26 protein-coding genes and 1 pseudogene are annotated in these 25,415 nt (G+C 60.6%); 10 read left to right on the top strand and 17 right to left on the bottom strand.

Translation table 11 applies throughout. The annotated features are described in order from the left end of the window. Positions 1 to 8: 8 nt before the first annotated feature. The 3 genes from ATI14_RS07095 to coxB all read right to left on the bottom strand — a co-directional run bounded on the left by ATI14_RS07095 (position 9) and on the right by coxB (position 3,480). A complete protein-coding gene (locus ATI14_RS07095; protein ID WP_080520531.1) occupies positions 9 to 560 on the bottom strand; it encodes a cytochrome c oxidase assembly protein in 552 nt (183 codons plus the stop codon). A gap of 147 nt (positions 561 to 707) precedes the next feature. Further along, positions 708 to 2,294, bottom strand: a complete 1,587-nt coding sequence (ctaD, locus tag ATI14_RS07090) for a cytochrome c oxidase subunit I (protein ID WP_016969522.1) — start codon at positions 2,292 to 2,294, stop codon at positions 708 to 710. A gap of 58 nt (positions 2,295 to 2,352) precedes the next feature. Further along, the gene (gene coxB, locus ATI14_RS07085; protein WP_016969521.1) at positions 2,353 to 3,480 is read right to left on the bottom strand and encodes a cytochrome c oxidase subunit II; all 1,128 of its coding nucleotides are present in this window, start codon (positions 3,478 to 3,480) and stop codon (positions 2,353 to 2,355) included. 369 nt (positions 3,481 to 3,849) lie between these two features. Here coxB and ATI14_RS07080 point away from each other — a divergent pair, with 369 nt between their 5' ends. Then, positions 3,850 to 4,497 carry a hypothetical protein gene (locus ATI14_RS07080; RefSeq protein ID WP_016969520.1) on the top strand — a complete coding sequence of 216 codons (648 nt, stop codon included), beginning with the start codon at positions 3,850 to 3,852 and terminating at the stop codon, positions 4,495 to 4,497. Between the two features lie 73 nt (positions 4,498 to 4,570). On the opposite strand, the gene ATI14_RS07075 is transcribed toward ATI14_RS07080, so the two are convergent. The 6 genes and pseudogenes from ATI14_RS07075 to ATI14_RS07050 all read right to left on the bottom strand — a co-directional run bounded on the left by ATI14_RS07075 (position 4,571) and on the right by ATI14_RS07050 (position 12,149). After that, positions 4,571 to 6,112 (bottom strand): SulP family inorganic anion transporter, encoded by a 1,542-nt coding sequence (locus tag ATI14_RS07075; protein ID WP_016969519.1) that lies wholly within the window; start codon positions 6,110 to 6,112, stop codon positions 4,571 to 4,573. Positions 6,113 to 6,197: 85 nt separating this feature from the next. Then, positions 6,198 to 6,929 (bottom strand): carbonic anhydrase, encoded by a 732-nt coding sequence (locus ATI14_RS07070; protein ID WP_016969518.1) that lies wholly within the window; start codon positions 6,927 to 6,929, stop codon positions 6,198 to 6,200. 229 nt (positions 6,930 to 7,158) lie between these two features. Then, positions 7,159 to 8,217: a PA0069 family radical SAM protein gene (locus ATI14_RS07065; RefSeq protein WP_080520530.1), complete on the bottom strand. Its 1,059-nt coding sequence runs from the start codon at positions 8,215 to 8,217 to the stop codon at positions 7,159 to 7,161. Between the two features lie 70 nt (positions 8,218 to 8,287). Continuing rightward, positions 8,288 to 9,603 (bottom strand): annotated as a pseudogene (locus ATI14_RS07060) (c-type cytochrome). A gap of 6 nt (positions 9,604 to 9,609) precedes the next feature. After that, complete coding sequence (locus tag ATI14_RS07055) at positions 9,610 to 11,394, bottom strand: GMC family oxidoreductase (protein ID WP_016969668.1); 1,785 nt, start codon at positions 11,392 to 11,394, stop codon at positions 9,610 to 9,612. A gap of 2 nt (positions 11,395 to 11,396) precedes the next feature. Continuing rightward, positions 11,397 to 12,149 (bottom strand): gluconate 2-dehydrogenase subunit 3 family protein, encoded by a 753-nt coding sequence (locus tag ATI14_RS07050; RefSeq protein WP_016969667.1) that lies wholly within the window; start codon positions 12,147 to 12,149, stop codon positions 11,397 to 11,399. 273 nt (positions 12,150 to 12,422) lie between these two features. Here ATI14_RS07050 and ATI14_RS07045 point away from each other — a divergent pair, with 273 nt between their 5' ends. After that, positions 12,423 to 13,079, top strand: coding sequence for a dual specificity protein phosphatase family protein (locus tag ATI14_RS07045; protein ID WP_016969666.1), 657 nt, complete (start codon positions 12,423 to 12,425; stop codon positions 13,077 to 13,079). A 126-nt stretch (positions 13,080 to 13,205) separates the two neighbouring features. Here the strand turns inward: ATI14_RS07045 and ATI14_RS07040 are convergent, their stop codons facing one another. Next, positions 13,206 to 13,481: a YheV family putative zinc ribbon protein gene (locus tag ATI14_RS07040; RefSeq protein WP_010207776.1), complete on the bottom strand. Its 276-nt coding sequence runs from the start codon at positions 13,479 to 13,481 to the stop codon at positions 13,206 to 13,208. Then, positions 13,478 to 15,577 (bottom strand): oligopeptidase A, encoded by a 2,100-nt coding sequence (prlC, locus tag ATI14_RS07035; protein WP_177007929.1) that lies wholly within the window; start codon positions 15,575 to 15,577, stop codon positions 13,478 to 13,480. Before prlC ends, ATI14_RS07040 begins: the two co-directional genes overlap by 4 nt. 54 nt (positions 15,578 to 15,631) lie before the next feature. Here prlC and ATI14_RS07030 point away from each other — a divergent pair, with 54 nt between their 5' ends. Further along, positions 15,632 to 16,174 carry a gamma carbonic anhydrase family protein gene (locus tag ATI14_RS07030; RefSeq protein WP_016969664.1) on the top strand — a complete coding sequence of 181 codons (543 nt, stop codon included), beginning with the start codon at positions 15,632 to 15,634 and terminating at the stop codon, positions 16,172 to 16,174. Beyond that, on the top strand, positions 16,171 to 16,830 hold the full coding sequence (locus ATI14_RS07025) for an HAD family hydrolase (RefSeq protein ID WP_016969663.1): 660 nt from the start codon (positions 16,171 to 16,173) through the stop codon (positions 16,828 to 16,830). The genes ATI14_RS07030 and ATI14_RS07025 overlap by 4 nt, the downstream gene beginning before the upstream one ends. A gap of 85 nt (positions 16,831 to 16,915) precedes the next feature. On the opposite strand, the gene ATI14_RS07020 is transcribed toward ATI14_RS07025, so the two are convergent. After that, the gene (locus tag ATI14_RS07020) at positions 16,916 to 17,959 is read right to left on the bottom strand and encodes an aminopeptidase (protein ID WP_016969662.1); all 1,044 of its coding nucleotides are present in this window, start codon (positions 17,957 to 17,959) and stop codon (positions 16,916 to 16,918) included. A 143-nt stretch (positions 17,960 to 18,102) separates the two neighbouring features. Between ATI14_RS07020 and ATI14_RS07015 the strand changes: the two genes are divergently transcribed. Beyond that, positions 18,103 to 18,525: a PA0061/PA0062 family lipoprotein gene (locus ATI14_RS07015; protein ID WP_016969661.1), complete on the top strand. Its 423-nt coding sequence runs from the start codon at positions 18,103 to 18,105 to the stop codon at positions 18,523 to 18,525. Here ATI14_RS07015 and ATI14_RS07010 read toward each other — a convergent pair whose 3' ends face one another. After that, a complete protein-coding gene (locus ATI14_RS07010) occupies positions 18,526 to 18,765 on the bottom strand; it encodes a DUF1161 domain-containing protein (RefSeq protein WP_016969660.1) in 240 nt (79 codons plus the stop codon). A gap of 218 nt (positions 18,766 to 18,983) precedes the next feature. Continuing rightward, the gene (locus ATI14_RS07005) at positions 18,984 to 19,415 is read right to left on the bottom strand and encodes an OsmC family protein (RefSeq protein WP_010207768.1); all 432 of its coding nucleotides are present in this window, start codon (positions 19,413 to 19,415) and stop codon (positions 18,984 to 18,986) included. Between the two features lie 216 nt (positions 19,416 to 19,631). Here ATI14_RS07005 and ATI14_RS07000 point away from each other — a divergent pair, with 216 nt between their 5' ends. Beyond that, positions 19,632 to 20,633, top strand: coding sequence for an LLM class flavin-dependent oxidoreductase (locus tag ATI14_RS07000; protein WP_016969659.1), 1,002 nt, complete (start codon positions 19,632 to 19,634; stop codon positions 20,631 to 20,633). A 91-nt stretch (positions 20,634 to 20,724) separates the two neighbouring features. On the opposite strand, the gene ATI14_RS06995 is transcribed toward ATI14_RS07000, so the two are convergent. Both ATI14_RS06995 and ATI14_RS06990 read right to left on the bottom strand, forming a co-directional pair. After that, positions 20,725 to 20,946: a DUF1161 domain-containing protein gene (locus tag ATI14_RS06995; RefSeq protein ID WP_016969658.1), complete on the bottom strand. Its 222-nt coding sequence runs from the start codon at positions 20,944 to 20,946 to the stop codon at positions 20,725 to 20,727. 114 nt (positions 20,947 to 21,060) lie between these two features. Then, positions 21,061 to 21,276 carry a dodecin gene (locus tag ATI14_RS06990; protein WP_016969657.1) on the bottom strand — a complete coding sequence of 72 codons (216 nt, stop codon included), beginning with the start codon at positions 21,274 to 21,276 and terminating at the stop codon, positions 21,061 to 21,063. 154 nt (positions 21,277 to 21,430) lie between these two features. Here ATI14_RS06990 and ATI14_RS06985 point away from each other — a divergent pair, with 154 nt between their 5' ends. Further along, positions 21,431 to 21,757, top strand: a complete 327-nt coding sequence (locus tag ATI14_RS06985; RefSeq protein WP_016969656.1) for an ElaB/YgaM/YqjD family protein — start codon at positions 21,431 to 21,433, stop codon at positions 21,755 to 21,757. A gap of 8 nt (positions 21,758 to 21,765) precedes the next feature. On the opposite strand, the gene ATI14_RS06980 is transcribed toward ATI14_RS06985, so the two are convergent. Next, the gene (locus ATI14_RS06980; protein ID WP_016969655.1) at positions 21,766 to 22,662 is read right to left on the bottom strand and encodes a LysR family transcriptional regulator; all 897 of its coding nucleotides are present in this window, start codon (positions 22,660 to 22,662) and stop codon (positions 21,766 to 21,768) included. A 110-nt stretch (positions 22,663 to 22,772) separates the two neighbouring features. Between ATI14_RS06980 and trpB the strand changes: the two genes are divergently transcribed. The 3 genes from trpB to ATI14_RS06965 all read left to right on the top strand — a co-directional run bounded on the left by trpB (position 22,773) and on the right by ATI14_RS06965 (position 25,393). Further along, complete coding sequence (trpB, locus tag ATI14_RS06975) at positions 22,773 to 24,014, top strand: tryptophan synthase subunit beta (protein ID WP_016969654.1); 1,242 nt, start codon at positions 22,773 to 22,775, stop codon at positions 24,012 to 24,014. Continuing rightward, positions 24,014 to 24,823, top strand: a complete 810-nt coding sequence (gene trpA, locus ATI14_RS06970; protein ID WP_016969653.1) for a tryptophan synthase subunit alpha — start codon at positions 24,014 to 24,016, stop codon at positions 24,821 to 24,823. The genes trpB and trpA overlap by 1 nt, the downstream gene beginning before the upstream one ends. A gap of 138 nt (positions 24,824 to 24,961) precedes the next feature. After that, positions 24,962 to 25,393, top strand: coding sequence for an anti-virulence regulator CigR family protein (locus ATI14_RS06965; RefSeq protein ID WP_016969652.1), 432 nt, complete (start codon positions 24,962 to 24,964; stop codon positions 25,391 to 25,393). Positions 25,394 to 25,415: the final 22 nt, after the last annotated feature.

The raw sequence follows: 25,415 nt of genomic DNA, 5'->3' as shown, positions 1-25,415 counted from the left end.
AACAGTAGCTAGCCCCCGGTTTGGACAGCCACCGGCGGTTGGCGCGAAGTGATATCGAACAGCGTGTACGCCAGGGTCAAATGCTTCACATCCTTGGGCATGTCACGATCGACAATGAAGCGCACGGGCATTTCGATGCGCTGACCTGGCTGCAGCACTTGCTGGGTGAAGCAAAAACACTCGGTCTTGTGGAAATACATCGCCGCTTCGGCCGGCGAAATGCTCGGCACAGCCTGGGCCGTCATGGCTTTGTCGGTGGGGTTGTAAGCCACGAACAGCATCTCGGTGACCGCGCCGGGGTTGACCACCACCTCGTCCGCCTTGGAGTGGAATTCCCAGACCATGTCGATGGCATTGGTGGACAGAAACTGCACGCGCACCTGGCGGGTCGGATCGACGATTTGCTCACCCTCGTACTGCCCGGCGGTCTTGCCGTTGATACCGAACGCTTTGCACATCACGTCGTAGATGGGCACCAGGGCGAAGCCGAAGGCGAACATGGCCACCACCAGGATCAGCAGGCGGGTAACCAGCCGCCTGATCGGCACGGATTCAGCCATGGCGATTACCCCGCTTTTGATCTTCTGTGGGAGCCGGCTTGCCTGCGATAGCGGCCTTGCAGTCGAAAACATTGTCGACTGACACATCGCCATCGCGGGCAAGCCCGCTCCCACAGGGGATTTGTGTAGGTATGGCGGACCAGGTGTTCACTTGACCTCCGGCGGCGTGGTGAACGTGTGGTACGGCGCGGGCGAAGGGATGCTCCACTCCAGGCCTTCGGCCCCATCCCACGGCTTGGCCGGCGCGGGCGGTCCGCCACGGATGCACTTGATCACAATGAACAGGAAGAAGATCTGTGTGGCGCCGAACATGAACGCGCCAATCGAAGAAACCATGTTGAAGTCGGCGAACTGCAGGTTGTAGTCCGGCACCCGGCGCGGCATACCGGCCAGCCCCACAAAATGCATCGGGAAGAACGCCATGTTCATGCCCACGAAGGACAGCCAGAAATGCAGCTTGCCCAGGGTTTCGTCGTACATGTGGCCGGTCCATTTCGGCAGCCAGTAGTAGGCCGAAGCGAAGATGCCGAAGATCGCGCCGGGCACCAGTACGTAATGGAAGTGCGCCACCACGAAGTAGGTGTCGTGGTACTGGAAGTCCGCCGGGGCAATCGCCAGCATCAGCCCGGAAAAGCCGCCGATGGTGAACAGAATCACGAAGGCCACGGCAAACAGCATCGGTGTCTCGAAGGTCAGCGAGCCTTGCCACATGGTGCTGACCCAGTTGAACACCTTCACCCCGGTGGGCACGGCGATCAGCAGCGTGGCGTACATGAAGAACAGCTCGCCCACCAGCGGAATGCCGACCACAAACATGTGGTGCGCCCACACGATGAACGACAGGAACGCGATGCTCGCCGTGGCGTAGACCATCGAGGTGTAGCCGAACAACGGCTTGCGCGAGAAGGTCGGGATGATCGAGCTGACGGCACCGAACGCCGGCAGGATCATGATGTACACCTCGGGGTGCCCGAAGAACCAGAACACGTGCTGGAACAGCACCGGGTCACCGCCGCCTGCGGCGCTGAAGAAGCTGGTGCCGAAGTGGATGTCCATCAGCATCATCGTCACGCAGCCCGCCAGCACTGGCATCACCGCGATCAACAGGAAGGCCGTGATCAGCCAGGTCCAGACGAACAGCGGCATTTTCATCAACGTCATGCCGGGTGCGCGCAGGTTGAGAATGGTGGCGACCACGTTGATCGCACCCATGATGGAGCTGATGCCCATCAGGTGGATGGCGAAGATGAAGAACGTCACGCTTTCCGGCGCGTAGGTGGTGGAGAGCGGGGCGTAGAAGGTCCAGCCGAAATTCGGCCCGCCGCCCGGCGTAAACAGGGTGGAAACCAGCAGCAGAAACGCGGCCGGCAGCAGCCAGAAGCTGAAGTTGTTCATGCGCGGCAGCGCCATGTCCGGCGCGCCGATCATCAGCGGGATCATCCAGTTGGCCAGGCCGACAAACGCCGGCATCACCGCGCCGAACACCATGATCAGGCCGTGCATGGTGGTCATCTGGTTGAAAAACGCCGGCTCAACGATCTGCAGGCCGGGCTGGAACAACTCGGCACGGATCACCATGGCAAACGAGCCGCCGAGCAGGAACATGGTGAAGGCGAACCACAGGTACATCGTGCCGATGTCTTTGTGGTTGGTGGTCAGCACCCAGCGCATCAGGCCTTTGGCGGGGCCGTGGGCATGGTCGGCGTGACCATGGTCATCGATTACAGTGCTCATGGCCGTTCTCCTGCAAGCGAGTGGGCGGGGCGGTTCAGGGCATACGCAGTGAGGGCTGTCATTTGCTTTCCGCCTGTTTCAGGGCCAGCACGTCTTTGGGCGTGACCATGTCGCCTTTGTTGTTGCCCCACGCGTTGCGCTCGTAGGTCACCACGGCGGCGATGTCGACTTCCGACAACTGCTTGCCGAACGCCGCCATGGCGGTGCCTGGCTTGCCGAAGTAAACGCGGTGCAGGTGGTCTTCCTTGGGCCCGGTGGCGATCGGCGAGCCTTTAAGCGCCGGGAACATCGGCGGCAGACCCTGGCCTTCGGCCTGGTGACAGGCCACGCAGGTGGTGTGGTAGACCTTGTCGCCGCGGGCCACCAGTTCTTCCAGCGTCCACTCTTTGGAGGTCAGCTCCTTGAGCTTGGCGGCTTCTTCCTTGCGCTCGCCGAGCCAGGTGTCGTAGTCGGCCTTGGACTTGACCTCGACCACGATGGGCATGAAGCCATGGTCCTTGCCGCACAGCTCGGCGCACTGGCCACGGTAGATGCCGGGCTTCTCGATGCGGGTCCAGGCCTCGTTGACGAAACCGGGGATGGCATCACGCTTGACCGCAAACGCGGGCACCCACCAGGAGTGGATCACGTCGGCAGCCGTCACCAGAAAGCGCACCTTGGCGCCCACCGGCAGTACCAGCGGCTGATCGACTTCCAGCAGGTAGTGCTCGCCTTTGACGGCCTGGTTATGGATCTGCTCGGCGGGCGTGGCCAGGTTGCTGAAGAACTCCACGTCCTGGCCCAGGTATTTGTAATGCCACTTCCACTGATAGCCGGTGACCTGGATATCGATATCCGATTCACTGCTGTCGTAGATGTTGATCAGGGTTTTGGTCGCCGGAATCGCCATGGCCACAAGGATCAGCAAGGGCACCACGGTCCAGAGGATTTCCACGGTCGTGCTCTCGTGGAACTTTGCCGCCACCTGGCCCGTAGACCGGCGGTGCAGGATCATCGACCAGAACATCGCGCCAAACACGACAATGCCGATCACCACACAAATCCAGAAAATGGTCATGTGCAGGTCAAACACGGCGTGACTGACTTCAGTAGCCCCTGGCGCCATATTCGTTGTCCAGGCGGCGTGCGCCTGGCCGAATACCGACCACAACAGTAGGCCCATCCAAACGTGTGGATGTCGCGTCATTGCGGGTTCCCCTTTATGTTTCTTGTTATCCCGCCGGTTTGCACCTGCGGCGAAGGGAGCGGCTTCCATACTGCTTACAACCGCCAAGCCTTGCCTGCTTCATGCAGTTGGGCGTCATCAGCTAATTGCGTACAAATCCGAGTATAGACAGCGCCTGCAACCCCGCAATGTGTAGGGGCAAATGAGTAGAAACAGACGGGCGGACCTAATAAAACCGGGGGCGGAACCGTTTATCCGACGAACGATGGCAATTCGATATAACGACGGCGCATAACCATGAAATAATTATGACAAATGCGTCTTAGGCGCTCGTATAAACGAGCTACCTTATCTTCTCCCTTTTCCTACGCCTGTTTCACTGGAGCCTTCATGAACACCGCCGCATTGCGCGAGCAGATTTCCCGTGCCCATCAACACGAAGCCACCACGGGCCAGCTTGCCCAGCAACTGGAAAACCAATTGCCGCACCTGCATTCGGCCATCTCCCTGGCTGACGGTGATCGCACTCAAGTCATGACTCGATTTGTCACAGCCTACATTGATCAAGTGCCCGACCTGTTGGACGCCGCCAACGACGTCGCCCGCGAAGCCGGGATCGAAAGCCAGATCAAGCCGGTACTGAAAATAGCCGAGCATTTCTTCCTGCAACCGCCCGCCATTCTGGCAGGCCACGAAGGGCTCAACGGCCTGCTGGACGAGGCCTACCTCGCCCATCGTCTGGTGGAAGAGGTCAACGACCTGTACATCAAGCATTTCGGCCAGCCGCTGATTCCGGCGGACACCACCGTGGCCAACCTGATCGCCCATCAACTGATCGGCGAACAATTTGCCAACCAATTGGATGAAGCGGTGCATTTGGCGGTGGATGAGATGCTGAACGAGGACAGCTTTGCGCTGGAGTCGGTCGAAGCCTACCGCGAGACGCTGAAAAGCCCGGACACGGAAGCGGCGTGGAAGCGCTGGCCGTGCCTGTCGCGGCAGTTGGGGGTTGAGTTGTCGCTGGATCAGCCTGCCTGATTTCCTGAGCCGCAAACGTTCAACTGTGGGAGCGGGCAAGCCCGGCTCCCACATTGTTTTGTGGTGTTCCGGGTCAGGCCGCCGCTGACCCCAACCCGGCCGTCGTGCGCTCACGGCCTTCCAGCCGGCGCTTCAACCCGCGGGCCTCGATCACCAGCTTCGAGCCCTTCGCCGCATTCGCCCGGCCCCATTCCTCCAACAACTCCAGGCAGGAATGGTCGATGTAACTCAGGTTATTCAAGGGCACATGCACGGTTGTCGCGGCAGGCACCGTTGACAGCACCTGAGTCAGTGCCGGCACTTTCAGAAAGGTCGCAGCGCCGATCAATCGCAACTCCATCTCGCCGTCCTGAGGCAGGTCGATCAGACTGACTTTCAATCGCGAAGCCTTGAACGCCAACGTGACGAGTGTCAGCCCGAAGCCGATCAGTACCCCGGTCAGGAGGTCGGTAAAGACGATCGCCAACGCGGTTGCCGAATAGGTAAACATCGGCATCCGCCCGTAGCGACCCAAGCCTTTAAACGCCTTGATATCCACCAGCTTGATCCCGGTGTACACCAGCACGCCCGCCAGGCTCGCCACCGGAATGCTTTGCAGCACGCTGGACAGCAACAACACAAATGCCAGCAACCACAGGCCATGGAACATTGCCGACAAGCGCGTGGTGGCACCGGCCTGCACGTTGGCCGAACTGCGCACAATCACGCCGGTCATCGGCAGGGCGCCGACCAGGCCACAGAGCATGTTGCCGACGCCTTGTGCGGACAATTCCTTGTCGAAATCCGAACGCTGACCGCTGTGCATGCGGTCCACTGCAGCAGCAGAAAGCAGCGTTTCGGCACTGGCGATAAACGCCACGGCGAAGGCCGCGATCAGCAACTGAGGGTCAGCCAGGTTCAGCAGGTCGCTGGGGCGCAGCCAGTCGATGGCATCGGCAAGGTTTTCCGGGACCTCCACCCGCTTGACCTGCAACGCCAGCACCAGGCTGGTGACCGTCGCCAGGCCCACGCCGAGCAGGGCGCCGGGCACGAAGCGCAGTGGTTGCGGGCGGAATTTATCCCACAGGTACATCACCAGCATCGTCGACAAACCAAGCAAACCCGCCTGCCAGCCCAGGCCACCGCCGAGGGTCGGAATCGCCTCGGCGAGCGCCGCCGGAAAGCCCGCCAGGTTATCCAGGCCCGAGGGTTTGGGCGTGCCGTCGAGCATCACATGAATCTGCGACAGCACAATCAGCACGCCAATCCCCGCCAACATGCCATACACCACCGCCGGGGCCGTCACCCGAAACCAGCAGCCCAGACGCAAACGCCCGGCCACCAGCTGCAGGAAACCCGCGAGCAATAGAATCGGCCCCAGCATCAGCATGCCGTGCTGGCGCACCAGTTCGAACACCAACACCGCCAGGCCTGCAGCCGGGCCGCTGACTTGCAGCGGCGAACCCGCCAGCCACCCCACCACCAGGCCACCGATGATGCCAGTGATCAGGCCCTTGGCCGGCGGCATGCCGGACGCGATCGCAATGCCCATGCACAAGGGCAGTGCGACCAGAAACACGACCACGGAAGCGAGCAGCTCCCGTGGCAGCACAGCTTTCAATTGAGCAGCACGCATAATGGCTCTCCCGAGGCATTCGCCGGGCGCGGCAAAGCCTGGCTGCATCCATGGCAGCCACCGCTTTACCCGGCAGGGAAGTGTTTTAGAAGCGCGCTTTAGGCGTCGCGCAAGGGATTGGCCCTTCGCCGCTCAGCGATCGGAACGCCGCCTGATCTGCGTCGTAGGCTCGAATTTCGCTGGTCTCGATGTTGTAGATCCAGCCATGGATAAACAATTGACCGTTGGCCATGCGCGAAGCCACCGAAGGGTGGGTGCGCAAATGTTGCAGCTGGGCGATGACGTTTTCTTCAGTCAGCACCTTCATGCTCTCGCCTTCATTGGCGCAGTCGCAGTTGTCTTCAACCATCGACCGGGCCACTTCAGCGTGACGCAACCAGGCCCGCACCGTTGGCATTTTTTCCAGGCTGGCGGGGTTGAGCACTGCACGCATGGCACCGCAATCGGAATGCCCGCACACGATGATGTGCTGCACGCCCAAGGCCAGTACCGCGTACTCGATGGCCGTGGAAACACCACCGTTCATCTGGCCGTAAGGCGGCACTACGTTGCCGACGTTACGGGTCACGAACAAATCGCCCGGGGAACTTTGGGTGATCAACTCGGGCACGATGCGCGAGTCGGCGCAGGTAATAAACATCGCCCGAGGGCTTTGGGCCGTGGCGAGTTTCTTGAACAGTTCTTCCTGCTGCGGGAAGACGTCGTGATGGAAATGCAAAAAGCCGTCAACGATATGCTTTAGCGCTGCATCGGCAGTTTCTGCCACCTGAGGGGCTGAAGCCGACGCAGCCAACGGCTGTTTATCCTTGTCACTCATGATTCATCCTCTTGATTAATGCAGGGGAGTGGTTCAGCTCAGTTCGACGCCGGGCCGGTGCAATAGTTGTAAAACTCCACACAGGCAAGGCGCCGACTCATCAGTCACTCGCTGAACAAGGTAACCGTCGAAACTTAACTCAAACTGAATGAACCGCTCTAGAACGCGGGTTTCAGTGATGTCAAAACGCGACTATTCCGACGGCGGCGTAGGACGATTCCTCAACAGTTTACAACAAAGCCATCTGCCTGCCCGGTGGGCAGAATGCCGTGCAATCGAGATTGAACCCTTCCCGCCGATCAAGCCCCAACCGTTTGATCGCCTTGCTGAAACGCTGCGCCAGCAAATCGGCAAACGGCCCCTCTCCCCGCATGCGCACACCGAACCGGCTGTCGTACACCTCACCACCGCGCACCTGCCTTACCAGACTCATCACATGAGCCGCGCGCTGCGGGTAATGCGCGGCCAGCCATTCTTCGAACAGCGGCGCCACTTCCAGTGGCAGGCGCAGCATCATGTACGCCGCGCTTTGTGCACCGGCGGCGTGGGCTTCGGTCAGCAGGCTTTCCAGCTCGCTGTCGTTGATCATGGGGATCATCGGCGAACACAGCACGCCCACCGGAATTCCTGCCTCACGCATCACCCGAATCGCCCGCAGCCGTGCCTTGGGCGCCGCCGTGCGCGGTTCCAGGATGCGCTTGAGTTCATCGTCCAGGCTGGTGAGGCTGATCATCACCGCCACCAGCCGCTGCCGGGCCAGCTCGGTCAGCAAGTCCAGGTCGCGCAGAATCAGCGAGCCCTTGGTGATGATGGTCACCGGGTGCCGGTAACGCAGCAGCACTTCGAGGGTTTGCCGGGTGATTGTGTATTCGCGCTCGATAGGCTGATACGGATCCGTATTCGAGCCCAGGTTGATCGGCGCGCACACATAGCCGGGTTTCGACAGTTGCTGTTCCAGCACATCGGCGGCGTTGGTCTTGGCGATCAGTTTGGTTTCGAAGTCCAGCCCTGGCGACATGTCCCAATAGGCATGGCTGGGCCGCGCGTAACAGTAGATGCAACCGTGTTCGCAGCCACGATAGGGGTTGATCGAACGGTCGAACGGCAAGTCCGGCGAGTTGTTGCGGGTAATGATGCTCTTGGCCGTTTCAATACGCACTTCGGTGCCCTGGGTCGGCGGTACTTCCTGGAACCAGCCGTCGTCCTCGGCCACGCTGACGGTCGGCGCAAAGCGGTTATGCAGGTTGGTGGCCGTGCCCCGGCCACGGGTCGGCAACGGAGTAGACATGAAAACGCCTCGATACTGTTTTTATATACAGTATCGAGGCGCGAGGTTTCTGACCAGTGCCGTCTGGCGGTCAGGGATGAATCAGTGCTTCTGCGTTACCTGGCCCAGGTCATCACCCGAGGTGGTGCGCAGGTCACTCTTGCGCAGGTCGGCCACATCGCTGGCCTTGATCGGCGCACCTTTGTTGCCCCAGCTACCGCGAACGAAACTGACCACATCCGCCACTTCCTGGTCCGACAACCGCCACGCAAATGCCGGCATGGTGAAGGTCGACGGCGCCGTGTGCGTGGCCGGCAACGTGCCGCCGTTCAACACGATGTTGATCAACGAGGTGGCATCCGCCGTCTGCAACACCGGGTTACCCGCCAGCGCCGGGAACACCCGCGTGTAGCCATGGCCATCGGTGCGGTGGCAGGCCGCGCAGTTGTCGATGTACACCGAAGCACCGGGCTTGCTGTCATCGCCTTTCCACAGGGCGTCGGCCACCTGCTTGTCATACGAGTGCGGTTGGTCCTTGGGATCGACCGCCGGCAGGCTCTTGAGGTAACGGGCGATAGCGGTCAGGTCGACTTCCGACATGTATTGCATGCTGTGGACTACAACGTCACTCATGCCACCAAACACCGCGCTGCGATCACTGCGACCGGTCTTGAGGAATTGCACCAGTTGCGCCTCGCTCCAGCTGCCGAGGCCATCCTTGTGGTCGCCGCGCAGGCTTTTGGCGATCCAGCCTTCCAGCGGCGCACTGCCCGACAGAAACGCGTTGCCGTCTGTGGCACTCAGGGCTTTTTCCTGCATGGTCAGGGCGCGGGGTGTATGGCAAGCGCCGCAGTGGCCGAGGCCCTCTACCAGGTACGCGCCCCGGTTAATCACCGGGTCCGCAGCCGCTTGGGCCTGATGCTCCTCGACAGCTGGCGCAAACATCCAGCGCCAGGCCGCCAACGGCCAACGCATGCTCAACGGCCAGGGAATATCGCTGTCCTTATTTTCCTGAGCGACCGGTTCAACCCCCTTCATGAAATACGCGTACAGCGCCTGCATGTCGCTGTCGCTGACACGCGCGTAGGACGGATAAGGCATCGCCGGGTAAAGCGTACTACCGTTTTTGGCGACGCCATGGCGTACGGCTTTGTCGAAGTCTTCAAAGCTGTAGTCGCCCAAGCCGGTTTTGTCCGGGGTGATGTTGGTGGAATAGATCACGCCGATCGGGGTTTCCATCGGCAGGCCGCCCGCGAACGGCTTACCGCCCTTGGCGGTGTGGCAGGCCACGCAGTCACCCGCGCGGGCGAGGTATTCGCCCTGCTTGACCAAATCGGTCTCTGCCGCGCTGACCGAGCAACTGCTGAACAGGGCAAAACTGGCGATAACGAGTGCTTTCATGGTCATCGCTCCTTATGCCTGAACCAGTGGGCCGGGGTTTTTCAGGTACTGCTCGCGGATCGCCCGCGCCGACCAATAGGTCAGCGCCGCCACCAGGCCGGTAGGGTTGTAGCCCAAACCTTGTGGGAAAGCGGACGCACCGGGAACAAACACGTTGTGTACATCCCAGCACTGCAAATAACGGTTTAACGCACTGGTTTTCGGGTCGGTGCCCATGATCGCGCCACCGTTGAGGTGGGTGGTCTGGTAAGACGCAGTATTGAAATGCTCACCGACTTTTTTGCCGAGCAAGGCAATCGCTTTGGGGTTCATCGCCTCGGCGACCTTGCTCATTTTGTCGACCATGAAGCGGTTCATCTTGATGTCGTTTTCCTGCCAGTCGAACGTCATCCGCAGCAAGGGCAGGCCGTAGGCATCGCGGTAAACCGGGTCCAGATCCAGGTAGTTGCCCCGGTAGGATTGATGCGCGCCGTGGGCGTCCATCGACACCTGGTGGGTGTAGTAATCGGCCGTGGCGCGCTTCCACGCGCTGCCCCAGGCAGGCGTGCCCGGCGGGTTGGACGTGCCGGCAATCGGTCGGCTGCCCGCCTGGTTGACCCACATCGGCGAGCCGCCCACGAAACCGTGGGGCCCGTGGTCGAAGTTGTCGGCGTTGAAGTCATCAATGGCCACGCCGTTGCCGCCGGCGCCGATGAAATTGTTGGTGTGGGTGTCTTTGTCGAAGAAGGCCTTGATGGTGGCCATGTTCTGGTAGGCAAAATTCCGGCCCACCACGCCCTCATTGGTGATTGGGTCGTAGGGTTTGCCGATGCCCGAGAGCAGCATCAAACGCACATTGTTGAACTGGAAAGAGCCGAGGATCACCAGATCCGCAGGCTGCTCGCACTCACGCCCCTGACCGTCGATGTAGGTCACGCCGGTGGCTTTGCTCTTGGTGCTGTCGAGGTTGACCTTGAGCACATGGGAATTGGCGCGCAGCTCGAAGTTCGGCACCTGACGCAGCGCCGGCAGGATGTTCACGTTCGGCGACGCCTTGGAATACATGTAGCACACGTAGCCGCTGCAGAAACCGCAGAAGTTGCACGGGCCCATCTGTGCGCCGTAAGGGTTGGTATAAGGCCCCGAAGTATTGGCTGACGGCAGGTTGTAGGGTTTGTAACCAACCTCTGCAGCCGCCTTCTGAAACAGCTGTGCGGAAACCGTATTTTTCTGCGATTCCAATGGAAACGGGTTGGAGCGATCCGGCGCGTAGGGGTTGCCGCCACGGCCTTCGCCCACCAACTGACCTTTCACCGTCCAGGCCTGGCCGGAGGTGCCGAAGACTTTTTCCGCATAGTCAAAAAACGGCTCCAGCTCTTCATAGCTGACGCCGAAGTCCTGAATGGTCATGTCCTTGGGGATGAAATGTTTGCCGTAGCGTTCTTCGTAGTGGCTGCGCATGCGCAGCTCAATCGGGTCGACGCGAAAGTGCACGCCGGACCAGTGCAAACCCGCGCCTCCCACGCCATTGCCCGGCAGGAAGGCGCCGAGCTGACGGTTGGGCAGGGCGACGTCATTCACGCTGTGGCGGATGGTCACCGTCTCTTTGGAAATGTCCTGGAAGAGCTTTTTACGCACGCTGTAGGTCAATTCGTCGATGACCTGGGGATAGTTGCCGTCCGGGTAGGTGTCCTGCATCGGGCCGCGCTCCAGCGCTACCACGTTGAGGCCTGCTTCCGTCAGCTCCTTGGCCATGATCGCGCCGGTCCAGCCGAAGCCTACGATCACCGCATCCACTTTCTTCATGATGGTCGCCACGTTTATGCCCTCTCGCCGCGGATGGAAACAGCCGGGAAGGGGTATTGCTCGTTGCGTTCAACCCAGTCCATGAAGTCGGCGCGGGCGCCGGGAAAGCCGATCATGGTCCAGCCGACCATGCCTTTGTTGCCGCCGTGGATGGGGTCGCAGAAGAACCCTTCCTTGGTGTTTTGCAGCAGCAAATTGAAAAACATCTTCGGTGGCACCGAAGCGAAATGCGCGCTCACTTCGCTGCCGCCAGCTTCCAGACGGCGCAACATATCGTCTCGGGTAGCGCTGTCTTGAGCAGCAAAAGTCTTGCCGTTGAACGCCTTCGACCAGGCATCCGTCGCGGCAATGCCCAGGCGATAGATCTCTTTGGGCACCAGCTTGCTCTGCCAGCCCATCTCCGGTGCGGCATCGGCGTTGAACGGGCCTTGCATGAACCACAGCGCACCGCTGGCGTAAGGCGTGTTCATCTGGCGGTCGATGTACTCCGGCGCGCCGGCCTCAAGGGCACCAGGGCCTTGGGCATCGGCGGGAATAAGCTGCGCGACGGCGGCATTGATAAACGCCCATTCTTCGGCAGTGAAGTAGGTGGGTTCGTAGGGCTTTTCGTTCGCCGCTGGCTTGGCAGGCGCCGCCTGGGCCGGCTCGGGCGTCGCCATCAGCATCGAGCCGCCAAGGCCGGTGCTGGCAACCGTGACCACCGGGATCAAGGTCAAGGATTTGCGTAGAAAGTCACGCCGCGGGTTGTCTTGATCTTGATCAGACATGGGTGCACCTCATCATGTGGTCACGGGTTTGTCCGCCGCTTCTGGGAGCAGCGTGAAGGCTTGCCAGGGAATGGGATCCAAAGGGATAGAACGCACCGGCAATCAATAGTTACAAATGATAGCAGCCTAAGCATCGAGAGAATCGTTTCAGCGACGAAAACACCGTATCAGTGGCCTCGATTCACGATTCTTTGACGGCACCCTCACGCCCCATTCACCCCTCGAAGACCACGCTGTGAGCCATCAACCTCACCTTATTCGGTCACGTCGCGCATGTTCACCCTTCGATTGCTGCCTGCCTTCGGTCTGGCATTCCTGGCGCTGCTTGCCCCCTTCAACGCCCAGGCAGACGAGGCGCCGTCCATCCGCTCACCCGAATGGGCGCAGCCGGTGGGCGACCAGTTCAACCTGCATCAGATGACACCGACGCTGTATCGCAGCGCGCTGCCGGACAGCAATGCACTGCCAGTGTTGCAGCAACTCAAGATCGGCACGGTGATCAACTTCCTGCCCGAATCTGATGCGCCCTGGTTGAAAACATCTGATATCAAACAGGTGCAGCTGACCTATCGCACCAACCACGTCGACGATTCCGACGTGCTGGCAGCACTGCGTGCGATCAAGGAAGCCGAAGCCAATGGCCCGGTGTTGATGCATTGCAAACACGGCTCCGACCGCACCGGCCTGATGGCAGCGATGTATCGCGTGGTGATCCAGGGTTGGAGCAAGGAAGAGGCGTTGAACGAGATGACCCTTGGCGGCTTTGGCAGCAGCAACGGTTTCAAGGACGGCGTTCGTTACATGATGAAAGCCGATGTCGACAAGTTACGTACAGCCCTGGCGAATGGCGATTGCAGCACCAGCGCGTTTGCGCTGTGCTCGATGCAGGATTGGATTACGACGACAGCCAAGGATGAGAAGGCCCTATAGCAGGCTCTCCTGTGGGAGCAGGATTCTGTGGGAGCTGGCTTGCCTGCGATAGCATCAACGCGGTGTAACAGGCACACCGCGCCGCCTGCATCGCGGGCAAGCCAGGCTCCTACAGGAAGCCAGGCTTTAGTCTTTTTTCAGCTTCGGATTAGGAAAAAACTGCACCGCCTGCACCTTTGGGTCCGCCGGTGCTTTCAACGCCGACGTATTCACCCGCGTGCCCAATTCCTTGGGCACCGACAACCCCTGGTCATTGAGCGTGTCGGTATAACCGCAGGCCACGCACTCGCGGTGCGGCACGTTGTCTTCGGTCCACATTTTCAGTTTGTCCGGCTCGCTGCACGCCGGGCAAACCGCCCCGGCGATAAATTGCTTTTTGGTGATCACAGGCCCTTCACTCATGCTGCCGCGTCCTCACTCAGGCCGCTGTGGCGCAAGAGTGCGTCAATCGACGGCGCGCGTCCGCGGAAGTCGACGAACAGCACCATGGGCTCCTGCGAGCCGCCGCGCGCCAGGATCGCTTCGCGGAATGCGCGGCCGGTTTCGGCATTGAGTACGCCGTCTTCTTCAAACTTGGAGAAGGCATCTGCCGACAGCACTTCCGCCCACTTGTAGCTGTAGTAACCCGCCGCGTAACCGCCGGCGAAGATGTGCGCGAAGCTGTTGGGGAAGCGGTTGTAGGCCGGTGGGCGCATCACCGAGACTTCATCGCGAACGCCTTCCAACACCTGGGCCACGCTGCGGCCATCGCCGTGAGTCGCATGCAATTCGAAGTCGAACAGCGAGAACTCCAGTTGGCGCACCATCATCAGGCCGGACTGGAAGTTTTTCGCCGCAAGCATTTTTTCCAGAAGGTCTTGAGGCAGCGGCTCGCCGCTCTCGTAATGACCGGAGATCAGCGCCAGGCCTTCCGGCTCCCAGCACCAGTTCTCCATGAACTGGCTCGGCAGTTCCACCGCATCCCAGGCCACGCCGTTGATGCCGGACACGCCCGCGTGTTCAACGCGGGTCAACAGGTGGTGCAGGCCGTGGCCGAATTCGTGGAACAGCGTGGTCACTTCATCGTGGGTCAGCAAGGCAGGTTTGCCGCTGTCGGCTGGCGTGAAGTTGCACACCAGGTTGGCCACCGGGCTTTGCAGCACGCCATCCACCGTGCGGCGACGGTCGCGCGCGCCGTCCATCCAGGCACCGCCGCGTTTGTTGGCGCGGGCGTACAAGTCGAAGAAGAAACGGCCGACATGCTGGCCGTTTTCCTTGATTTCAAACAGGCGAACATCCGGGTGCCAGGTATCGAAGCCTTTCTGCTCGGCGATCTCGATGCCATACAGGCGCTGCACAATTGCGAACAGGCCGCCCAGCACTTTGTCGATCGGGAAGTAGGCGCGCAGAGCTTCCTGAGACACGCTGTAACGTTGCTCGCGGAGTTTTTCACCGTAGAAACCGCTGTCCCAGCTTTGCAGGTCCGCGCAGCCCTGTTCGGCGGCGTAGGCCTTGAGCTGTTGCAGGTCCTGGGCGGCAAACGGCTTGCTGCGCTTGGCCAGGTCACGCAGGAAACTCAGCACCTGGTCGCTGGACTCGGCCATCTTGGTGGCCAGGCTCAGTTCGGCGAAGGAGGCGTAACCCAGCAATTGGGCCAGTTCCTGACGCAGGTCGAGGATCTGTTCCATCACCGGGCCGTTGTCGTTCTGACCGGCGTTCGGGCCCTGGTCCGACGCGCGGGTGCAGTAGGCTGCATAAACTTCCTCACGCAAGGCACGGTCCTGGGCGTAGGTCATGACCGCGTAGTAGCTCGGAAATTCGAGGGTGATCAGCCAGCCATCGAGGCCTTTGGCCTGGGCGGCGGCAGCCATTTGTGCCTTGGCGGAGTCGGTCAGGCCGGCAAGGGTGGCTTCGTCGGTGACGTGTTTCGTCCACGCCTGGGTGGCGTCCAGCAGCTGGTTGGAGAATTTGCTGCCCAGCTCGGAGAGTTTGCTCTGCACTTCGGCGTAACGCTTTTGCTGCTCGGGCGGCAAATCGATACCCGACAGGCGGAAGTCACGCAGCGAGTGTTCCAGAATGGTTTTTTGCGCCACGTCGAAACCGGCGGCTTCGGGGCTGTTGGCCAGGGCTTCGAAGGCCTGGAACAGCTCGCGGTTCTGGCCCATCTCGGTGGAGTAGGCACTCAGTGCCGGCAGGCAAGCCTCATAGGCTTCTCGCAGTTCGGCGCTATTGCACACGGCGTTGAGGTGGCTGACCGGGCTCCAGGCGGCGCCCAGGCGGTCGTTCAGCTCGTCCATGGCCAGCACCAGCCCGGCCCACGTAGGATTTTTACCCTGGCTTTGCAGGATGCCTTCGATGGCGACGCGGTTGTCGGCGAGGATCTGTTCGATGGCCGGCTGGACGTGCTCGGCACGGATCGCCGAGAACGGCGGCAGGTCGTAGGACTGCAGAAGAGGGTTGTTCGCGCTCACGGTGGGCACCTTGGCTGAAGAAACATGTAAGAACAAAGATGGGGCCATCTTAATTACAATCAATGCCCACCGCAGCTATCAGCAGAAGAGAGAGAGGCTATCGTGACCCTTCGCACCTATCAGAACCACACGCCAACCCTGGGCGCCGGGGCTTTTGTCGATATTTCGGCGGTGGTGATCGGCGATGTCGAAATCGGCACCGACAGCTCGGTCTGGCCGCTGACCGTGATTCGCGGCGACATGCACCGCATCCGTATCGGCGCGCGCACCAGCGTGCAGGACGGCTGCGTATTGCACATCACCCACGCCGGCCCGTTCAACCCGGACGGCTTCCCGTTGTTGATCGGCGATGACGTGACCATCGCCCACAAGGTCATGTTGCATGGCTGCACGGTGGGCAGCCGCATTCTGATCGGCATGGGCAGCATCGTGATGGACGGCGCCGTGGTGGAAGACGACGTGATCATCGGCGCCGGCAGCCTGGTGCCACCGGGCAAGAAGCTCGAAAGCGGCTACTTGTACGTGGGCAGCCCGGTTAAACAAATCCGCGAACTGACTGACAAGGAACGCGCCTTTTTCACCTACAGCGCGGCGAACTACGTGAAGCTCAAAGACCTGCACCTGGCCGAAGGATTCGCTCAATGACCCTGAAATATTCAACCGTACTGTTCGACCTGGACGGCACCCTGACCGACCCGCGCGAAGGCATCACGCGCTCGATCCAGTACGCCCTCGGCAAGCTGGGCATCGATGAACCGGACCTGACCAGGCTCGAACACTTCATCGGCCCGCCGTTGCTGCAAGCCTTCATGCAGTTCTACGGCTTCGACGAGGCCAAGGCCTGGGAAGCGGTGAATTTTTATCGTGAGCGGTTCAAGGTCACCGGCCTGTATGAAAACCGCGTGTTCGACGGCGTGATGCCGCTGCTCGAAGCCCTGAATGACCAGGGCCGCCAGCTCTACGTGGCCACCTCCAAGCCCTGGGTGTTTGCCCGCGAGATCGCCCGCCATTTCGATTTTGCCAGGCACTTCAACGTGATCTACGGCAGTGAGCTCGATGGCACGCGCACCAACAAGGTCGAGCTGATCGCGCACTTGATGCGTGAAGAAGGACTGGACCCGGCGACCACCTTGATGATTGGCGACCGCAAACACGACCTGATCGGCGCGCGCAGCAATGGGCTGGATTCGGCGGCAGTGGGGTATGGGTTTGGCAGTTTTGAGGAGTTGAATGCCGAGGCGCCGACCTGGCATTTTGAGACGTTGGCCGAGATGCATCAGATGTTTTTGCAGCGCGGCTGATGCCGCCTTCGCAGGCAAGCCAGCTCCCACATTTTGACCGTGCACACCGATCAATTGTGGGAGCTGGCTTGCCTGCGATGAGGCCCTAAAGACTTCCACCCTCCAACTGCCTCAACGCCGCCTTGCGCTGCGCCACCGGCAACCCACCCATCTTCTCCACCGCCGCAAAAAACTTCACCCAATCCCCATCGACCTGCCGAAACAACGCGGCAAACGCCGGCACCCACCGGTCATACAGCCCAAATGGCAACAACCGCGCATTGTTCATCGGTTGGTTGATCCACACGTCATAACGCTTGTCGCCGCCCCATTGGCGGTCGCGCATCTGCCGGTACTCACTGCGCAAGCGTTCAAACTCGGCCGCCTTGGCCTGGCGCATGACATCCGCCGCCAATGGCTGCGCGTACAAGGTTTCCAGACGTTTGCGGGTGTCGAGAATCAGCCGGATGAACTGGTCACGCTGCTGCAACGCCGCGTCACTCATCGGTGGCAAACCCCGCGCCGCTCGCCATTGGCGAGTGCCTTCCTGCTCGACGAAATTGGCGTAGGACTCGTTGAACTCGGTGTCGTCCTTCACATAAAACCGCTGGTGCGCCAGCTCGTGAAAAATCAGCGTGGCCAGGCGCTCATCGCCCCAGTTCATCATCGAGCTCATGATCGGGTCGTTGAACCAGCCCAGCGTGGAATAGGCCTCCACGCCGCCAATCGACACGTCCATGCCGCGTTGCTTTAACAATGCCGCCTCACCCCGGGCCGCGCCCTGGTTGTAGTAGCCGCGATAGGCGACGCAACCGGCGATGGGGAAGCAATGGGTTTCAGGGGAGAGGGAAAATTCCTGCGTGGCGAAGACATTCCAGACGACGTAGGGCCGACCAATGTCGGCGTACAAACGGTAACTCTGGTTGTCGGGCAAGTGCAGGTGTTCGCTGGCAAAGGTGCGCGCCTTCTGCGACTGCACCAAATGATCACGCAACGCCTGAGGGCGGGACGGATCGGCGATGACCTGGGCGACCGGCTCGCGGGCCCGCAGCAACTGCCACTGGCCGCTGGCCAACTGGCTGTAGTAATTGACGCTGGAACAGCCGCTGAGCAGCACCGCCAACAACCCCGGAAGAAAACGCCTGACCATGCCCCGACCACTCCTGGGTAATTTGTTCGCCAGACTAGCCTGCCTGCGCGGAATTTTTCCATGGCACAGCGTGTTTATACTGATAGGGAGTCTGCCGCCGTCGGCGCCGGGCTCAATTCTTTCCTTCCGCCTGAGTGCCTGCCATGCGCCTGCTCTTGCTACCTGTCACCGCCCTGTTTCTCAGTGCTTGTGCGTCCACGCCAATCCCGCCGGCCGACCCACAGCAAGCCTGGGTGGATTTCGCCACCCCAACGCCGGGCGCCAAACTGGTGATGGCCCAGCGCCTGGACGGCAAGAACCTCACCGACGGGCGCTTCTTCCAGGTGCCGCCCGGCAGCCATGACTTGATGGTGCGTTTCGATTTCGAAGTGAATACCGGCACCGGAATCGGCGGCCTGGATCAAACGCGTGACCGCACCTGTTTCATGTCATTGCAGTACAACAACTTCCAGGCGGGCCAGCACTATGTGCTGGAAGGGCGCTCGCTGGCGTTCACGCCCAATATTCGGCTGTATGACTCAGCGCGCAAATTGCTGGCCGAAGAACACAGCGTGAACTGCCTCTGATCAGTCGTTGTTTTTTTGATAGATGATGCGCTTGGTGCCGTTTTCACAGGAGCCTACGATCATGGCACTGTCGTGGTTTTTGGCTTCTTCGGCGGTGATGATTTCCAGGGTATAAGACGGAATCGCCTTGGCCTGAATCTTCACTTCGATTTCTTTCCTGAGCTCTTCACAATCTTTCGGAGCGGCCACGGCCGAAGTGGCCAAAACACCGCAAATGATCGCCAAGGCAAAACGTTTCATGTGTGAAGCTCCCTGAATGCACTGCGCACGGGTGTGCGGCCAAGACTGCATAGCGTATAGGACTACATCAGAGAAACACGAGTTCTGATTTAACGCAGAACAAAAATGTGGGAGCTGGCTTGCCTGCGATGGAATCGCCTCGGTCTAACTGAAAACCGAGGTGACCCCATCGCAGGCAAGCCTGCTCCCACAAAAGCTGCGCATTGGATCTTGCTGTGTCAGTTGACCAGCGTCGCATCCAGGCTGATTTTCGCATTCAGCACCTTGGACACCGGGCACCCTTCCTTGGCCTTTTTGCTCAGTTCATCGAACTGCGCCTGGCTCGCGCCGGGGATTTTGGCCTTGAGGATCAAATGCACGGCGGTAATCGCAAAGCCGCCATCCACCTGGTCCAGAGTGACTTCGGCCTGGGTGTCGATGCTGTCGGCCTTAAGGCCCGCATCGCCCAGAATCATGGAAAACGCCATGGAGAAACAGCCCGCGTGGGCCGCGCCAATCAGTTCTTCAGGGTTGGTACCCTTGCCGCCTTCGAAACGCGCCTTGAAGCCGTAGGGCGCTTCGCGCAGCACGCCGGTTTCCGTGGAAATGGAACCCAGGCCTGTCTTCAGATCACCTTCCCAATGCGCGGATGCTTTTTTAACGATACTCATAGCGGTCTCCTCGAACGGTGGTTTTGCGTCGGTAAGGTTCTGAGGATAGACGCCGGGTCAAAGTTCATCTTGTCGGAGAAACCTAGCAAATCAGTAGGAAATTTCTCGCCCAGCTATTGAATCTCGGGTATATGCCCTCATTGCATAGTCCATGCACATGAAGCGGCAGGTTTTGGTTCGTCTATAAGCCTGCGCACCCAATGGAGAAGCAGGCTTATGAAATCGCTGTCCGACGTGAAGTTCTCGACCCTCGACCTCGTGCCCGTGCGCGCCAACGGGAGCATCGCGCAGTCGTTGCGCAATTCCCTGGACCTGGCCCAACACGTGGAAAAGTTCGGCTACAACCGTTTCTGGGTGGCTGAGCACCACAATATGGACGGCATCGCCAGTTCCGCGACTTCCGTTCTGCTGGGATATCTGGCTGGCGGTACTTCGACCATTCGCGTCGGCTCCGGCGGCGTGATGCTGCCCAACCATGCGCCACTGGTGATTGCCGAGCAGTTCGGCACCCTGGAAAGCCTCTACCCGGGCCGTATCGACCTGGGCCTGGGCCGCGCGCCCGGTTCCGACCAAATGACCGCCCGCGCCCTGCGCCGTGAACGCTCCGGCAGCGCCGATGATTTTCCGGACGATGTGGCTGAACTGATGGCCTACCTCGGCCCGCGCACGCCCGACCAGCGCATCATCGCCGTACCGGGCACCGGCACCCACGTGCCCGTGTGGCTGCTGGGTTCCAGCCTGTTCAGCGCGCAACTGGCCGGCGAGCGCGGTTTGCCCTACGCCTTCGCCTCCCATTTCGCACCGCGTCTGATGCACGAGGCGATTCGCGTCTACCGGAACCACTTCAAACCTTCAGCCGTTTTGGATAAACCCTACGTGATGCTCGGCATTCCGCTGGTGGCCGCCGACACCGATGAGCAGGCCGATTACCTGGCCACCTCCGTATACCAGCGCATCCTCGCGCTGATGCGCGGCCAAAGCCTGGTGCAACGCCCGCCGGTGAAAACCATGGACGGCCTGTGGTTGCCCCATGAAAAAGACGCCGTGGGCAGCTTCCTTGGCCTGGCCATGGTCGGCAGCCCGGCGAAGATTCGCGGCAAACTGGAAGTGTTGATCGAGCAAACCGGCGCCGATGAGCTGATCTTCACCAGTGACCTGTACGAGCACGCCGACCGGATTCATTCCTACGAGCTGCTGGCGCAGGCGATGAAGGGCTAAACCCCCGGTTGAAAAAAACGACGCACCTGTGGTGAGGGAGCTTGCTCCCTCACCACAGGTGCGTCGTCTTTATGCTGTCTGCAACACGGGATCAACCGCGCTTGTAGACGATTTCCTTGGTGTCGCCGTCGCAGGTGCCGACTACCTTGCCGTCAGTCGAAGCGCCTTTATCCACGATGTCCAGGGAGTAGTGCGGTACGCCATTAGCGTCGATTTTGGCGGCGATCTCGCTTTTCAACTCACCGCAGTCTTTCGCCGCCATCGCGGTACCCGCAATGCTCAACAAACCTACCGCTAACAGGAACTTCTTCATCCGTTACTTCCTTACGCTGATCGAAAAGAACGTGCCGACGCTATTGCATCGGCACCCCACCGTTGTAGCGCAGGTTATGGCAATCGGCCAGTCAGCAAAGTTCAACGGCCGTGATCAACTGCTGGCAATTCGGAACCCCACCTTCAGCGTGACCTGAAAGTGCGCGGCCTTGCCGTCCTTGATGTGGCCACGGGTTTCGGTCACTTCAAACCATTCCAGGTGCTTGATGCTCTTGTGAGCTTCGGCGATCGCGTTGTTGATGGCGTCTTCGATGCTGGTGGTCGAGGAGCCTACGAGTTCGACTTTCTTGTACGTGTGATGATCAGACATGGCGTTTCTCCTGAGGGCTTTAGTGAGCGTAGCAGTCAATGTTCTTACTGCTTCTGGCGACCGTTCCTGCTCGAAAGTTCAGATTTACTGCACTTTCTGAAAACGCTGGAGTCGGTATCTACACATGCCACTCAATCACTTCAGGAGAGTCCCAATGGCCAACACTTCTTTACGCAAAGCGTCGCTGGAAAGCATGGAAGCCGAGATTTCGAGCCTGCTCAAATCTCTGGAAAGCCTCAAGGACGATGCATCCGACGAGTCGCGCAAAACCTTGAAGGCCCTGAAAAGCAATGCCGAGAATGCACTCAAGCACTCCCGTCACCTGATCAGCGACGCCTATGAAGAAAGCAAAGTCAAAATTCGCGAAACCGGTGCGGCAACACGGGACTACGCGCAAGAGCACCCGTGGACTACAGCCGGTGTCGCCGTAGGTGCGCTGGGCCTGCTGGCCGCTTACCTGCTGTGCAAACGCGGCGACTGATTCACCGGCTAGTTCGGTTGGCGCAACAGCTCTGCCTTGAGCCACTGCGCCAACTGCCGAGCGCGCCCATCCGCGGCGCGCTTGGGTAGCCACAACGCCAGGTGCGCCGGTGTTTCACTGAAACCCCATGGCGCCACCAGGCGACCCGCGCGCAAGTCCTCTGCCACCAGTGGTTCGGGCGCAATCGCCACGCCCAAGCCTGCTACGGCTGCCTCCAGCAAATAATACAAATGCTCAAACCCCTGGCCGTGCTTCAACGCGCCGGGCTCGATCCCGTATTGCTGTGCCCAACTGGGCCAGGCTTGCGGGCGCGAGGTGGTGTGCAATAGCGCTTCACCACACAACGCTTGAGCGGGAGCCTGGCGAAGCCGCTCATAGCCGGCAAAGCGCGGGCTCATCACCGGGCCGATGCGCTCGCTGGCCAGCTCATACACCTGCATATCGGCAGGCCACGGCGGTTCTGCGAACACCAAAAGCGCGTCGAGGCCGGGACGCCGGGGGTCGAGATCGCCGTCACCCGCCGACAGGTGCAGGCGCAAATCCGGCAGGTCCGCATTCAGGCGACCCAGGCGCGGGATCAACCATCGCGCCAGCAGACTGCCCGAGCACCCCAGCACGAAAGGGGCATCGGCGCTGCTTTGGGTGAGTTCGGTACACACATCGCGCAAACGCTCGAACGCGTCACTGCTTGCGTCCCGCAGGCGCGCACCCGCATCTGTGAGTTTCAGGCCGCGCCCATCCTTGACGAACAGGCTGACGCCCAAATGTTCTTCCAGCACTTTCAACTGACGGCTGACCGCCCCGTGGGTGACGTGCAGGTGTTCGGCAGCCTGGCTCACGCTGTTGAGCCGCGCAGTGGCTTCAAAAGCGCGCAAAGCATTGAGGGGCGGAAGGTCTCGGCTCATCTGTGAGTTTTCCTGACAGGTTGCGGCGATCTTATCGGTTTTCAGCGTAGAACGTCAGGGGTAGAGTGGCCCTCATTGTTTCCTACACCCATTCTTTCCTGGAGCGTCCCATGACTCAGTCCCAGACCGATCTACGCAATGGCCCGGATGCCAACGGCCTCTTCGGCGCGTTCGGCGGCCGTTACGTCGCTGAAACCCTGATGCCGTTGATCCTCGACCTGGCCCGCGAATACGAAGCGGCCAAGGACGATCCTGCCTTCAAGGAAGAATTGGCCTACTTTCAGCGCGACTATGTGGGACGTCCAAGCCCGCTGTATTTCGCTGAACGCCTGACCGAGTTCTGCGGCGGCGCCAAGATCTACCTCAAGCGCGAAGAGCTGAACCACACCGGCGCACACAAGATCAACAACTGCATCGGCCAGATCCTGCTGGCTCGGCGCATGGGCAAAAAACGCATCATCGCCGAGACCGGCGCCGGCATGCACGGTGTGGCCACCGCCACCGTGGCGGCACGCTTCGGCCTGCAGTGCGTGATCTACATGGGCACCACCGACATTGAGCGCCAGCAGGCCAACGTGTTCCGCATGAAGCTGTTGGGCGCGGAAGTGATCCCGGTCGTCGCCGGCACCGGCACCCTGAAAGACGCGATGAACGAAGCCCTGCGTGACTGGGTGACCAACGTCGACAGCACCTTCTACCTGATCGGCACCGTGGCCGGCCCGCATCCGTACCCGGCGATGGTGCGCGACTTCCAGGCCGTGATCGGCAAGGAAACCCGCGACCAGTTGCAAGCCCAGGAAGGCCGTCTGCCGGACAGCCTGGTGGCGTGCATCGGCGGGGGCTCCAACGCGATGGGCCTGTTCCACCCGTTCCTGGATGACAAGAGCGTGGAAATCATCGGCGTTGAAGCTGCTGGCCATGGCATTGAAACCGGCAAGCACGCCGCCAGCCTCAATGGCGGCGTACCCGGCGTACTGCACGGCAACCGCACCTTCCTGCTGCAGGACGACGATGGTCAGATCATCGACGCCCACTCGATTTCCGCAGGCCTCGACTATCCAGGCATCGGCCCCGAGCACGCGTGGTTGCATGACATCGGCCGCGTTCAATACACCTCGGTGACCGACGACGAAGCCCTGGACGCCTTCCACAAATGCTGCCGCCTGGAAGGGATTATTCCGGCTCTGGAAAGCGCCCACGCCTTGGCCGAAGTGTTCAAGCGCGCACCGAACCTGCCGAAGGATCACCTTATGGTGGTTAACCTCTCGGGCCGTGGCGACAAAGACATGCAAACCGTGATGTTCCACATGGAACACTCTCAAAAAGAGCAATCCTCGCAGGAGAACCACTGATGAGCCGCCTGCAAACCCGCTTCGCCGAGCTTAAACAGCAGAACCGCGCCGCGCTCGTAACCTTCATCACCGCCGGTGACCCGGGCTACGACACCTCGCTGGCAATCCTCAAAGGCTTGCCCGCCGCAGGTGCCGACGTGATCGAGTTGGGCATGCCCTTCACCGACCCGATGGCCGACGGCCCGGCCATTCAACTGGCCAACATCCGCGCGTTGACCGCCAAGCAAAACCTGGCGAAAACCCTGCAGATGGTTCGCGAGTTCCGCAAAGACAACAACCACACCCCGCTGGTACTGATGGGTTACTTCAACCCCATCCACAAATACGGCGTGCCGCAGTTCATCAGCGATGCCAAAGAGGCCGGTGTGGATGGGTTGATTGTGGTCGACATGCCGCCTGAGCATAACGGCGAACTGTGCGACCCGGCGCAGGCCGCGGGCATCGACTTTATCCGACTGACCACGCCGACCACCGATGACGTGCGCCTGCCGACTGTGCTCAATGGCAGCTCCGGTTTTGTGTACTACGTGTCGGTGGCCGGTGTGACCGGCGCCGGTGCCGCCACTCTGGAACACGTCGAAGAGGCCGTAACCCGTTTGCGTCGCCATACCGACCTGCCGATCAGCATCGGCTTTGGTATCCGCACGCCGGAGCAGGCCGCCGCTATCGCGCGCCTGGCAGATGGCGTCGTGGTGGGCTCGGCGTTGATCGATCACATCGCCACTGCCAAAAATGATCAGCAAGCGATGGATGGTGTGTTGAGCCTGTGCGCGGCGCTGTCGGAAGGTGTCCGCAACGCCCGTACGTAAAGGCCGTGTAGCGGTAGGTAAAGTTCCTGATACAGAGGAATCAATCCACCGCATCAGTACCTAAAGTGACAAGACCCAGGGATTTCGAACCTCGTTCGAAATCCCTTTTTTGTTCGTGCAGGACTGAGGAAACACCCCATGAAAATGCCTAAACGCTTGATCGCCGGTCTCGGCGTGCTGATGCTGGGTGCGAGCGCCCTGGCGCAGGCCGCGCCTTACGATGAACGCGGCGGCCCCGGCCCTGATCGTGGTGGCCCGCAAGGCCAATTCGAACATCGTGGGCCGCAGGATAATCGCCGGGGCCCGCCGCAGGACTTTGGCCCTGTACGGCAAATCATCCACGATAACCACGCCCAGTTCGCCCGTGGCGCGCCGCCACCGCCCAATGTACGCCTGGTGCGCGGCCAGCCCCTGCCACGCGGCTACTACGGCGAGCGCCTGGACAATCGCGCCCTGTCTCGCCTGCCGGTGTACCCGGGTTATGAATGGCGCCGTTCCGGCCCGGATGTGGTGCTGATTGCTGTGGGCACCGGCATCGTCTACGAAATCCTTGACGGCGTACTCAACTAAATCCTGTGCACTGATTGCCGGA

It is taken from the genome of Pseudomonas tolaasii NCPPB 2192 (assembly GCF_002813445.1).
GTDB classification, from domain to species: Bacteria; Pseudomonadota; Gammaproteobacteria; order Pseudomonadales; family Pseudomonadaceae; genus Aquipseudomonas; species Aquipseudomonas tolaasii.
The sequence above is the reverse complement of the archived record's forward strand: the minus strand, read 5'-3'. Positions and strand labels throughout refer to the sequence as shown.